The sequence below is a fragment of the Parasphingomonas frigoris genome, assembly GCF_036663815.1.
Lineage (GTDB): Bacteria > Pseudomonadota > Alphaproteobacteria > Sphingomonadales > Sphingomonadaceae > Sphingomonas.
In genome coordinates this window covers 446412-458040 of the sequence record NZ_JAXOJQ010000003.1, presented here as the reverse complement: position 1 = coordinate 458040, position 11629 = coordinate 446412, and the positions used below count along the sequence as shown (strand labels likewise).

Annotated in this window: 12 protein-coding genes; all 12 read right to left on the bottom strand. The window is 65.6% G+C overall.

Translation table 11 applies throughout. The features are described 5' to 3' along the window. Positions 1-50: 50 nt before the first annotated feature. A complete protein-coding gene (locus tag U1872_RS12575) occupies positions 51-299 on the bottom strand; it encodes a hypothetical protein (protein WP_332793236.1) in 249 nt (82 codons plus the stop codon). Further along, positions 280-708, bottom strand: coding sequence for a hypothetical protein (locus U1872_RS12570; RefSeq protein ID WP_332793235.1), 429 nt, complete (start codon positions 706-708; stop codon positions 280-282). Before U1872_RS12570 ends, U1872_RS12575 begins: the two co-directional genes overlap by 20 nt. Further along, a complete protein-coding gene (locus tag U1872_RS12565; protein ID WP_332793234.1) occupies positions 705-1241 on the bottom strand; it encodes a lysozyme in 537 nt (178 codons plus the stop codon). Before U1872_RS12565 ends, U1872_RS12570 begins: the two co-directional genes overlap by 4 nt. A gap of 39 nt (positions 1242-1280) precedes the next feature. Continuing rightward, entirely contained in the window at positions 1281-1682 is a 402-nt protein-coding gene (locus U1872_RS12560; protein WP_332793233.1) for a hypothetical protein, read from the bottom strand. Further along, positions 1679-2212 (bottom strand): hypothetical protein, encoded by a 534-nt coding sequence (locus tag U1872_RS12555; RefSeq protein WP_332793232.1) that lies wholly within the window; start codon positions 2210-2212, stop codon positions 1679-1681. Before U1872_RS12555 ends, U1872_RS12560 begins: the two co-directional genes overlap by 4 nt. A 74-nt stretch (positions 2213-2286) precedes the next feature. Then, positions 2287-3120, bottom strand: a complete 834-nt coding sequence (locus tag U1872_RS12550) for a hypothetical protein (protein ID WP_332793231.1) — start codon at positions 3118-3120, stop codon at positions 2287-2289. Between the two features lie 30 nt (positions 3121-3150). After that, on the bottom strand, positions 3151-5442 hold the full coding sequence (locus tag U1872_RS12545; protein ID WP_332793230.1) for a sialate O-acetylesterase: 2292 nt from the start codon (positions 5440-5442) through the stop codon (positions 3151-3153). Between the two features lie 104 nt (positions 5443-5546). Beyond that, entirely contained in the window at positions 5547-7589 is a 2043-nt protein-coding gene (locus tag U1872_RS12540) for a phage tail protein (protein WP_332793229.1), read from the bottom strand. Then, positions 7586-7975 carry a DUF6950 family protein gene (locus U1872_RS12535; protein WP_332793228.1) on the bottom strand — a complete coding sequence of 130 codons (390 nt, stop codon included), beginning with the start codon at positions 7973-7975 and terminating at the stop codon, positions 7586-7588. Before U1872_RS12535 ends, U1872_RS12540 begins: the two co-directional genes overlap by 4 nt. Further along, positions 7975-8607, bottom strand: coding sequence for a hypothetical protein (locus U1872_RS12530; RefSeq protein ID WP_332793227.1), 633 nt, complete (start codon positions 8605-8607; stop codon positions 7975-7977). Before U1872_RS12530 ends, U1872_RS12535 begins: the two co-directional genes overlap by 1 nt. Next, complete coding sequence (locus tag U1872_RS12525; protein ID WP_332793226.1) at positions 8604-9281, bottom strand: hypothetical protein; 678 nt, start codon at positions 9279-9281, stop codon at positions 8604-8606. The genes U1872_RS12530 and U1872_RS12525 overlap by 4 nt, the downstream gene beginning before the upstream one ends. Further along, entirely contained in the window at positions 9281-11629 is a 2349-nt protein-coding gene (locus tag U1872_RS12520; protein WP_332793225.1) for a phage tail tape measure protein, read from the bottom strand. The genes U1872_RS12525 and U1872_RS12520 overlap by 1 nt, the downstream gene beginning before the upstream one ends.

Sequence of the window (11629 nt, the reverse complement as noted above, 5' to 3'; positions counted from 1 at the left end):
GATGAAAAGTGGTCAGGGTGCGGGGGCGGCGAAGCCCGGCGAGGGTCAGTCTATTTCGGCTGCGGACAGCCCGCCGGCGCTTTGCCGGTCTTGAAGATCGCATCGGTACACACCCAAAGGCGCGTGTTCGCGACGATGCGGGTGTTGAGCTTCTCGACCGCGCCGACGGCTTCGCCGAGCCTGTCGTAGAGTTCCTCGAGCACGGCGCCGCTGATCGCCACATCGTCACCCGGCGCGGCGCGCGCGCCGAGCGGCTCGAGCCTTTCGGTCTGCGCCAGTTCAGCGGCTCTCTGCGGCATCTCCGGCCGCGCGGTTCGCGCGCGCGATGCTTTCATTGAGGCGGTTACGCAGCCGGTCGACAGGAGCGGCAGGGAGATAGCGAGGATTGCCACCAGCAACGGGCTGCGGCGCTTGCAGGGTCGAAAACGCATCATGGATTTCCTTCGTCGTCAGATCGATATGGACGGTCGCGTCCGTAGTCGCGGCCTCGGTCTCAGCGCCGATCGCGTTCGCGGTGTGCTGAGCGGTCTTTTCGTCCTTGCGCGCGACGGCGACCGGTGTCGGATCGGTGCGCGGCCAGACCTTCGCCAGCGCGAACACGACCAGGCCGAAGATTGCCGCCGCGACGATGACGACCAGGAGCACGGCGCCGAGCCGCTTCAGCCTGGAGGCCGACACCGGATTGAGCTCGGTGAGCAGCCCGGTCACTTCGGCAGCCCCGTCAGGCAGAGCGCGCGCTCGGCGCGGCGCCGGTTCGCGAGGCCTGCCACCACCTTGCCGCCGGCCTTGTTCCACATCAGGAATGCGTCGCAGGCCGCCGCCCACTGGCCGGCGTCGAACCGACGATCGACCGTCGAGCCGCAATAGGCAGTCGTCCCGATATTGTAGGCGAGGCTCGTCGCAGCCGACCATTGATAGTCGTGACCGCGCAGGCCAGGCGAGCAGGCCGCAACCGCCTGCGCGAAGCCGGCGAGGCGCTTGTCGAGCTTGACCGCGCACCCTTCCGGCGTCTCTTTCGGCGATCGGGCCGTCACGCCGAGTGTTTCGCCATCGCACTGCGTCCAGACGCCGACGATGTCGAGATAGGGGACAAGGTGCTGCTGTCCGCCGCTCTCCCAGCCCGAGACGAACGGGGCGAGGATCGCGGCGCCCGCGATGCCAATCGCGGCAGCGAGCGCGGTCAGGGGCTTCTTCTGCGGCGCACGCACGGGGTCGGCCGCTGCTTGTGGCGGTTTCGTCATAGCACTTCCTTTGAAATGGCCGCGTCGAGGCGCGACCGGTTACTGCGCGGGTGTCGTGCCGGTGATGTCGCCGAGCCACCGGTCGACGTATTTCTTGGCAATCGCGATGATTCCGGCGCCGAGCACGCCCAGGCCAGTGCCCAGCAGCAGCGCGACCAGCGGCGTCGGGCGCACCGCGATGACGGCCGCCGCGGTGAACATCAGCGCGATCGCAGCGACCGGGAGATCGAGCGACCAGCGATGCCGTACATAGTCCTTCTGGACCGCCCAGAAGCGGACCGCCAGGCACGCGCACAGCGCCGCGATCATGCTGCCCGCCTCGAACGGATAGCCCAGCACGATCCAGATCGTCGGTTCGCCCACCATCGCCCCCTTGGTTCCCGCAGCCGTCACCGCGATCGGCGCCGCCGCCGCGAGCGGCAGCACAGCCTTCCAGATCATCGCGTCGACACCACACCGATCGCGGCGATCAGGCTGAGCAGCGCGATGGCGGCAGGGCGCTTGAGCATCGGCAGCGACGCCCACATGTCGATCGGGAACGGCCGACGGCGCAGCTGCTCGACCATGCCGCGCTCGGAGACCTTGAACGTGGCGATGGCAGCGACCCCGCAGAGCGCCGCGACCGGATCGAACACGCGCTGGAGCGTCAACAGGAGCGCCGTCGCGCTGGGATAATCCGGGTTCCATCCCCATAGCACCGCAGCGGCGAGCCCGAACCGGATGAAGCCGGCGAGACCGAGCAGGAAGCCGATCATCCGCCAGATCGTTACCGGATGCCGCCAGCTGTCCTGTGCGCGGTTATTCCACATCGACACCGCCATGTTGACCGCCAGCATCGAAAACAGGACGAAGCATGCCGTCATGAAGGCGAGGTTGACGACGACGAGCCAGCCGTGGCCGTCGAAGCTGGGAGGCGCGGCCGTGCGGGGGCCGCTCGCGACGGCTTCCGCCGCGATGCTATCGTTCGACATCAATTCCCTCCGATGCTTGATGGCCTCGGCCGGCGTCCCGCGCGGCCGGCAGAAGTATACCGATCAGGTCCGGGCTAGGCCCACGGACGCATGCGCGCGGCGCCAAGCCGCACGGCCGTGGCAACCTGAATCTGCAGCTCGGCGGCAGAGAAGTCCGTCAGCGCGCGAGTGTACCGAGCTACGAACTCGAAATGCTGCCGGGCACCGTCAAAGACCTCGCTTAGGCCACCAATTACCGGCTGAAGCATCGACATGATCGCGCCCGAGATGCCGAAAAGCTGCGCTGGCGTTACCGGCGTCTCGACGGTTGCCACAACGGTTCCCGCGGCATCGTAGAGCGTCGAAATGAGCGCACCTGCGCCATCGTACGAATGTGCGATCAGGTGATGCACCGACGCAGCATTTTGATCGATCGGGGAAAGCGCAACGTCGACCGCTTCACCGCCGCCGTTGGTCCGGTGCTGGAAATAGTCGGTCACATTGGCCGGCGCGCCCCAGCTCGTTGCGCCACGAGCATAGAGATAGGTGCCGCGCGCGTTGGCACCGTATGCCGTGCGGTGCCCGATGTAGCCGGTAATCTTCTCGAACTCGGCCCCAGCGTCGCCGACGATCGCGCCAGCGGTGAGCAAGGTCCAGGGCGCGTTAGCTTCGTATGCCGGGAAGCTGATGAACTGGGCGCCGGACAGTGATACGCCGCCTTTCGGAAGCCGCGAAAAGGCGTTGTTGCTGTCGACGAGAAAGTCGAGATTGCCAGGCGGACCGCCCAGCGCATCGGCGAACGAAGTGCCGCCGCTTTCGCCGAACATATACAGGGCGGCCAAGCCACGATCGACGAAGCCGCTCGCATGAAGAAGGATAACTTCCTCGGTTTGCAGCGCAGGGGCCGACCTGTCGCGAGACAGGATCATAGCGGGACCTGAAAACATGGATCGTTCCTATCAGAAGAGGTTGAGCGGGAAGGCGCAAAGCCACTGGTACTGATTGCCGCCGCCGATCGTCGGGAGCGCGACGTCGTTGCGGATCGTGCAGCGCGCGCCGATCACCGGGCCGTCCTGCGCCGTGTTTCCGCTGTTGCGCGTGATCGCCGGGGCAAGGCGGGGGCGAGGACCAGTCGGAGCGCGCGCAAATGTGAATCCGATCAGGCTTCCCCAGACTTGAACATTCGTGATCGCAGGTGGAGAGCCGCTGCCATCGTCGAACGCGAAGCCCTGATTGGCGAGACCGGCGGTCTTCACGACGGTGTCCGAGGTGTCGATGACAAGCGCACCGGACAGGACCGAGATTTCGACCACCAGCGTGGTTGCGCTGGTCCAGTACCAGCCGACCGGGAGCAAAGGTGCGTAACCGATGCCGCAGTGCTCTTCCGACACAGCGTTGGCGATAAGCTGACCGACCAGATAGCGGCCCCGGCTCGTGTTGTGGATCACGTCGGCGTACGGGAGCTGATATCGCGGGCCGACCAGGCGGATGTTGTCGGCCCCATGCGCTTCGACGATTCCGAAGCGGCTGCTGTTCTCCCACTCCGCGCCGGGCGGGGTGCTGCTGTGCTGCATCGCGAACACAACGGGCGGCTCGACCTCGCCGGTGCGCGCCATGATGTCGGCACGAAGCTCACGGAACAGCTTCTGCACCATCATCTTGTAGACCCAGGCGCCTTTCCCGGTCCCGCCCGCCGCGCGATCGAGCGGCGAGCCGCCTGTATCGCCCTCACCCTGATCCCAAGCGATCACGGTGCGGATCGACGTTCCGCCGAGTGCGCGGATTGCCGTGACCGCATCCTCGACCGAGTTGATCGCATCGTTCCAGACATCCTGACCACGCGACAGGCCCGCGATCGACTGGCCGCCGAATGCCGCGACCATGCTGACGATCTTGGGCGTCTTGCCGGTCGCTGCCGCCACGTCTCGGATCAGATGGTTTGCGAAGCTCGAGCAGTATGTTTCCTTGCACGATGAGCCCGGAACGCCCGGTGTGGTGTTGGTATGCTCGACCAGCGGGACGAGCGTCGTGGTTCGCGCCTGACCACGACGCCGCGGCCCGTCGGTGCCGTCGAGCATGAGACTGTCGGAGGGATGGAGCGGCACGGTGGAGATCGCCACGTCGCTGGCATCGCCGTTGAACGCTTCCACCGGCGACTGGCCGAGCCCGATAAAGATTATCCAGCGGCCGTCTTCGACGAACCACGCGAACTTGCGCGCGGCAATCGTGGGCGTGGCGACGTAGGTCGATACGGATCGAGCAGGCTCGGCCGCGGCGGGGAACCATGTGCCTTCCGAGCGCACGCCAGCGACAGCCCATGCGCGCCCGTCATCATCGATCTTCACCAGAACCCATTGCCAGCCCGCCGCGCGACGAGCGTCATACGTGATGCCCGCGACCTCCATCTGGCCTGCCTCGAGGATCGAGGTGCGCAACGCGCCGTTATCCGCCATCATCGCCAGGAACAGGCGCATTACCCCGTCGGCGTCCTCCACTGCCCATGTCCGGAGGGGTTCTCGGCCGTCGACCATTGCCCCGCCCGTATGGATCCTGCCGAGGTCGATCCACGCATCGCCGCTGGCACCGTGCCCCCACTCATACTTCCGGCCCGAATTGAACACGTAGACCTGCAGGCCATAGGTTCGCTCATCATCCGGGATCGCGGCGAGGTCGGCATCGGTGCTGACGATCCGGTAAGCAGCTCGTGCGATCTTCGCGTTCGCTTCAGCGCGCGCGAGCAGCGGCTCGAACTGCTCGATACCGCTCAACGTCACCGACAGCGCTTCCCCGTCCAGCGTCGCAACGGCATCGGCCGCGCCTGGCGAAGGATCGTCGGCGAGCGATGCGGCTGCCAGCTGCGTCGCGCCAGGCGCGACGAAGAACGTGCCCCCCATCCAGCGCCCTTGCGTGCGCCCGACCGGCGTGACGAGCAGATCCCAGGCGAGTGCGACATCGGCACCCAGCTCGTTGCCAGCCGGGAGGGTCGCCCCGAGCCTGTCTCCCGGAATTTGGAGACGGACATAGGAGACCGGCAAAACCCCGCTGGCGTCGACATCCATGAGACGCACGCCGATCGCCGTGGCGCTGTCGACCTTCGGCAGGTCGATCAGTGGCACCCCCGCCGCGTCGTTCGCGATCCGCACCTGCGCATGCAGATCGGCGCCGGACAGATCTGCACCGCGAAACGCGATCACATAGGCAAAGGGGGTCCATCGGTTGGCGACAAGCGTCACCAGCGCGGGCTTGATCATACTGTGCTCCTAGGGGCGATAGACTGTTGCACTCGCGGACAGGCAGAGGCGGCACCGAGCGACGGGCGTCACCCAGCGGGGTCGGTCACAATCTTTGCGAAGGGTTACTCGAGCGCGGTTAGGCGCTCGTCATAGGCGTGCAGGGTCGCTGCCTGCGCATCGATCAGGGCTCGCTGCGCCTCCAGTGTAGATTGGGCGGCCGCGAGGTCGCCAGCGGTAGCGACCCCCGCGACAGAGAGGTCACCGGCGGTCACAGGGCCTAGGACGAGACGCTCGGTCGGCACCCCGCCGATGATGTACGAGATCGCACCGTCATAGGACGTACCGGGGCTCACGCTGGAAATCTCGCGCCGACGGACCCCCGGCCCAGCCAACTCCGATCCGATCCAATCGGCATCAGTGCCGCCTGCCAACCGGTATTCGAACACGATTTGTTCGACATAGTCGCTGCCTGCGGCACCAGCGAAGACGATCGCGGGTTGCGATCCGCTCATCGAGGCGATCGTCTCCCCGGTGAAGGACCAATCCGAGGCGATAGGGGCTCCACGCGTGGGCGGCGTCTGCTGCACCGCTACCGCGCCCGGCGTAAGTTCGTCGACCGCGGGGTTCCACGAAAAGGCTTGCGCCGCGATCTCCTTGATCGAGAGCGTGTTCCGCCAGCTCGCGGCGAGACTGTAGCTGTTGATCCGGAACACCACGCGCTGCCCGCGAAGGTGCCGGGCCGAGGTCCAGCCGATCCAGTCGCCTTCCTCGAGGTGCGCGAAACGCGGGCCGAGCGTGAACGAAGCGGTTCGCTCCATCCGCGCCAGGCGCCGCCTGATCTCCCCGCAGCGCTGGGCTTGCGTGTTCGACGTGACGGCGATCAGCGAGAGCGGTTCCTCGCGCGGGCCGCCATCGATCGCGAGATCGGCGAGGTCGCGGCGCAGCGGGGCGGCATGATCCGCCCAGCGCTGCGCCGGCTCGACATAGCGCGGCACCACACTGTTGATCCGCTGCGTGTCGCTCTCGAACGCATTGAAGGTGATCGTCTCGCCCACGACGAAATCGTCGTCGGTGATCTCGGCGACCACGCTGCGCGCCGAGCCGGGCTCCACCTGTACGCCACCTTGCCGCTGGATGATGATGCCGGCGCAGCACGCGGCAAAGGTCTCCTCGGTCGAGATGTAATCGTCGTTCGCTCGCACGACGAGGTTGCAGCGGTAGCGCTTTTCGGAACCGCCGTTCTTCAGCGCTACGGGCTCGTCGCAGGTGTTCGCGAACGAAAAGCTGTCCTCCGGGGGCGCCTCGATCGCCGACAGGCCGCGACCGATCAGCAGCATTCCCGGCTCGTCGATCCGGTCGCAGGCGTGGATGCCGCGTACCCAGTTATACCGGCAGTCCATCGGATTGTCGGACCACTCGCGGGTCGACGGATCGTCCCACCGATGCGGACCCGCACCGCCAACGCTCGAGTCGAAGCGCGGTAGATAGAGCAACGCCCCCTTCACCACCCAAAGGAACGACGGCCGGCCAGATGTCCAGATCGGCGTCTTCGAGTCCGGCTTGTCGGCCTTGTACGCGACGATCACCGTCGCGATCCCGGCGAGGTTGTCCGACGGCGCCCAGCCGCCATTGGTGGTGACGATCGACGGCATCACCTGATCTTCGGTGCCCTCGCGCCAGTAGACTTCGAGCTGCCCGCCATAGCCCGCGACCGGCCCATCGCCCGCGAAGGCTACATAGACGTCGCCGATATAGAAGCCGGTGAGCGAATGGCAGCGATGATCGGCGACCGGAATGACCAACGCCTCCCAGTCGGTGCCGTCCGATCCACCATAGTTGAAGCCGTCCGCGAACGATCCGCCGGTCGCGATCTCTCCAAACAACGCCTCTCGCGGCCCCTCGCCGATGGAGATCTGCAGAACCGATGCCTGGCGGTCCTGCGCATTCTGTTTGGGAGCAAACAGCTTGGTCAGCACCATTGAGGCGATCGTAGTGATGGCAAACGATATTACCGCCGTCACGATCGCACCGCCGAGGGTCGCAGCGAAGGCCGTTCCGAAAACGGCGACCGTAATCGGGTCGCCGTATGCCGGTGTGCTCGCCATCGCCAGACCATTGGCGATCGAGATGCCGATCCGCGATCGGAGCGGGAGCAGGTTCTTCATATCGAAGACCAACTTTTCACCAGCATCGAGCGCGGCATCCGTCGCAGCCGATCAGGCCCCGGTGCGACAATCGTGTCACCTTCGACAACCACGAGGATCAGCCCATTCCCCGCGGTGATCCCGCCGATATCGCCGCGCTTTGCGAGAGCCGGCACGATGGGCTCGAGGTAGGCGTCGACTGCCGCCTCCAGTCCGCCAGCGGCATCGAGGGCGGCATAGGCTTCCTCTTCGCTCGACCAGTGCATCCCTGCGAGCAGATCCACGCCCCCCTGCGCGACGATCGCCGCAGCAGCTGCGCTGACGCAATCGTTCGCATGGTCACCCCAGGCGAACGGCATCGACTGGCGCGCGGTCAAGAACTCGTGAAGGCCGGCGAAATCGCGCATTACTGCGCTTCCTCGAGCGAGAAACGGCCGCCGGCCGCGCCCCCGCCAGGTAGCGCACTGGAAGCGGTCGCCGGGCGCTTGCCGCCCCAATACAGGTTCTTCTGCCCGGCATAGGCGATCGACTTGAAGCCACCGTCGTCGGCCTTGATCAATCGCTGGTCAGCGTCGGTGCGCATCCGCCCGCCGCGCCGGCCCAAGCCGCGCGCGGCCGTCTCCACCATCGCCTTGATGGTCGACGCACCGCCCGGCGTCTCCTCCACCGGAACCTGATCGAGTGTCCCGCGCGTGAACACCTCGGCATGCAACAGCGTGTGACCCGAGCTGTCGAAGATCAGCCGTCGAAGCACTGCAACAACGCGCCGGAGCGTCGAGGCGTCGAACATGGCCACGACTTCCGGTTCGACGCCTGACAATTCCAGCGTGACGTTCTGCTCAGCGCCCCCGAGAGCCCCACCCGAGACCGATGCGAGCCCCGCGTCCCCGATGCCGTCGAAATCCTCCCCATCGAGCGTCTGCACGCCATAGCCGCCCCATACGCGGATCGGTTCCTCGGTCATGATCTCGACCGCGCCGGTCGTGATGGCGTCCCCCTTCAGGATCGCAGCGACGGCATCATCGGAAAACAGCTTCATGGGAGAAGATCCTGAACGGCTTCGATCACGCCGCCCGATGGGGTGTATCCGCCCGGTACCTGCACCCCGAGCTGCGTCGAGCTGCTGACGATCCGCATCAGGCAGGATGCGTGATCGATGTAGGCAGCGGCACCAGGTGGCACGATCGTCGGCACGGGCGGCTCGACCGTGAGGGTCACCGAACCGTCCGCACCGACGATACCGCGCTCGACCGCGCGCACGAGCGCGCGCCGGCCGAGCGATCCTGCTACCGCGCCGGCAGCGTCCCAGCGGAAGCCGACATAGTCGCCGCGCGAGAGCACGACGTTGGGGAGCATACCATTGAGCGTCAGCAGTGCGTCGCCATCCGACGTGATCGCCTGCGACCATGACGACGGCGCGGGGCCGAACGGCCGACCATCGCTGTGCAGTCGCGGATAGGGTCGGCTCAGATCGCGCGCGTAGAAGGTCCGCCGCGAGCCTCGCATGCTGGCGATGAAGGCGCGCCACTCGTCCGAGTCCGCCTCGGCCATGTTGGTGAGACTGACCTTCATGCGCCATAGCGGGAAGCCCGCCGCGACCGCACCGATGCGACCGCTGTTTTCGGGGCTCATGTAATCGACCTGTTGCGGTTCAAACGAAATCGAATCGGCGCCGACTTTGGGCATGGCGCGAGGATAGGTGATCATGATCATCACCCTCTCCGAAGGACGCGACGATCGGTTGCATCACCGACCGCGGTAACCGCACGACGCTCGAGACTTCGATCAAGCTGATCGAGCTTGGCCTCGATCCTCGGCACAGCATCGGCGTCCGCGCCACGGAAATCGTTGTGCATGATGATCGGCGCAGCCGTTCGATCGCTTTCCTTGTTCGGGACCACCTTGATATGCTCCCCTCGATTGACGCGCGCCGCTGGCATGCCGTTGATGCTCATCAAGTTGGTGTCGATGCCACCGCTGCCGCCCACCTGGACAGTGCCGCCGCCGGCGAGACCCTTGATGCCGTTGCCCGCGCTCAGCCCCTTGAAGAGCGAACTGCTGATACTGGATCCGCCGAGCGTGTGGCCGCCGCCGAAGATGGACGTGATGCCGCCGAGCAGCGAACCGAGGAACCCGCCGCCACCACCCGACCCCTTGCCAAACAGCGACGATTCCGCCGACTGCAGGCTGATCTTAAGCAGGTCCGCCAGGATCTGCTTGGCAACGCTGCTGAAGACGTCGCCGAGGCTCTTCGAATTGACGATCGCATCGATCAGGCCGTCGTTGAGCGACTTGATGCCGTCGACCTCGATCTGCTGGAAGTCCTCGGCGATTTGCCCTGCGGTGCGGTGCAGGCTGTCGCCGAAGGCCTCGAGCGGACCGGCCGTAGCGCGTCGATTGCTCTCGGCATCTTGGGCCTTCAACGTCGGGAGCTGGGCAAGGCGCGCGGTCGCGATGTCCTTTTCGGCTTGGGTGGAGCTGTTGAGCGCCAGAACTGCCTCCAGGGCGGCGCGCTGGCGGTCGTATTCGATGTCGAGCAGGTTCTGCTGCAGAACGCGGCGCTCTGCCTGAGTTTTCGCCTCGCCCAGCTCACCGCGATTAAGATCGGACTGCAGGCTTAGCGACGCATCCTTGAGATCCAGCGCCTGCCGCGTCCGATCGTCGTCGAGCTTCTGGTCGACCAGATCCAGTTCGAGGTTGGTGTTGTAGTTCTTACCGAGCTGCAGGCGCTTCGCATGGGCGGCGCTCAGTTCGCCGAGCGCGACCTTCGATGCCAGCTCTTCGGCGTAGGCTGCTGCGGCTTCATGGATCCGCTTGCGCTCGAATTCGGCGCGCGCCTCAATGTCGGTCGTCAGGTCGCTTTCAAGGCTCCACTGATCCTTGTGGAGGCCCGACATTTCACGGTTGTAGCGTTCCAATTCTTTCTGGCGGTCGTCTTCAGCCTTCTTCGCAGCGCGGGCCGCTTTTTGAGCGTCCGACTTGGCCTTAGATGCAGCCGATGCGCGGGCAGCATCGGAAGTTCCTGCACCAGCGCCATGGGCGCCCACCTGACCGGCATAGTCGCGCACGCTCTTCTGCTGCGCATCCATCCAGCCCTTTTTGCCGTAGTTGGCGCGCGTCTGAAGATCGTTGCGAGCGCCGGCAATGTTGACGAGACTATTGCCGACCTGATTTGCGTTGCCCGCCCCGATTCCCTGCATGACTTGCAGGCGATTCCAGCCGATCGACACATAATCGAAGAACTTGCCCATCTCGTTGATGGCCGACGGGATCTTGGTGATCAGCGCCTCGAGCGCATTGGCCAGATCGTAGATCGCGCTGACGTTCTCGGAGACCGCTTTCGCGATGCTCGCCTCGAGGACCTGCTTGACCTCGGCGATCTTGTCGGCCGTCTTGTCGGCGTTCTGGATGTCGTCATCGGAGAGGACGAGCCCAAACTGTTGCGCGGCGTCGCGCATCTCGTTGATGGCGCCGGAGCCTGGTGCCAGCAACGTGTCGAGCTTTTGGCCAGTCTTGCCGAACAGCGACACCTCCAGCGCCGCTCGCTGTGCGGGGTCTTTCACCTTTTCGAGTGCATCGGCGATCAACGGGATTGCGTCGCCCGCGGTCGCGGCGCTTTTCAGGACGTCCTTCCCGAGCAAGTCGCTCAGCTGCTTGAAAGCGGCTTTCGGCCCTTCCACACCCGCGCGCGCCTGGCCCATGGTGACGGTGAGCTTGGCGAGCCCCTTGTCCATTTCCTCTTGCGAGATACCGACCTGCGTCGCGGCGTAGCGATATTCCTGCAGGTCTTTCGACGTCACGCCGAGCTGCTGCGAGACCTCGTCCAACGAGCTCGCATAGTCGAGCGCACGCTGCGCGACAGCGACTAGGGCACCGAGCGACAGGCCTGCGGCGAGGCCGGCCATGGCCGTTTTGACGCCGCTCGACGCCTTGGAAAAGCTGCTTTCGATCAAGCCCGCATCGCGCTTTGCGGTCACGGCTGCGCGCTTCGACCCGGCCTCGAATGCTGCCGTGTCGATGCCGAGCGTCACACGCAACGCGCCGATTAACCCTCCCGCCAT

Excerpts from the sequence above, each read along its gene's own strand:
- U1872_RS12575 (WP_332793236.1), bottom strand. The coding sequence starts at position 299 with ATGCCGCAGAGAGCCGCTGAACTGGCGCAGACCGAAAGGCTCGAGCCG.
- U1872_RS12565 (WP_332793234.1), bottom strand. The coding sequence starts at position 1,241 with ATGACGAAACCGCCACAAGCAGCGGCCGACCCCGTGCGTGCGCCGCAG.
- U1872_RS12560 (WP_332793233.1), bottom strand. The coding sequence starts at position 1,682 with ATGATCTGGAAGGCTGTGCTGCCGCTCGCGGCGGCGGCGCCGATCGCG.
- U1872_RS12555 (WP_332793232.1), bottom strand. The coding sequence starts at position 2,212 with ATGTCGAACGATAGCATCGCGGCGGAAGCCGTCGCGAGCGGCCCCCGC.
- U1872_RS12550 (WP_332793231.1), bottom strand. The coding sequence starts at position 3,120 with ATGATCCTGTCTCGCGACAGGTCGGCCCCTGCGCTGCAAACCGAGGAA.
- U1872_RS12545 (WP_332793230.1), bottom strand. The coding sequence starts at position 5,442 with ATGATCAAGCCCGCGCTGGTGACGCTTGTCGCCAACCGATGGACCCCC.
- U1872_RS12540 (WP_332793229.1), bottom strand. The coding sequence starts at position 7,589 with ATGAAGAACCTGCTCCCGCTCCGATCGCGGATCGGCATCTCGATCGCC.
- U1872_RS12535 (WP_332793228.1), bottom strand. The coding sequence starts at position 7,975 with ATGCGCGATTTCGCCGGCCTTCACGAGTTCTTGACCGCGCGCCAGTCG.
- U1872_RS12530 (WP_332793227.1), bottom strand. The coding sequence starts at position 8,607 with ATGAAGCTGTTTTCCGATGATGCCGTCGCTGCGATCCTGAAGGGGGAC.
- U1872_RS12525 (WP_332793226.1), bottom strand. The coding sequence starts at position 9,281 with ATGATCATGATCACCTATCCTCGCGCCATGCCCAAAGTCGGCGCCGAT.
- U1872_RS12520 (WP_332793225.1), bottom strand. The coding sequence starts at position 11,629 with ATGGCGGGAGGGTTAATCGGCGCGTTGCGTGTGACGCTCGGCATCGAC.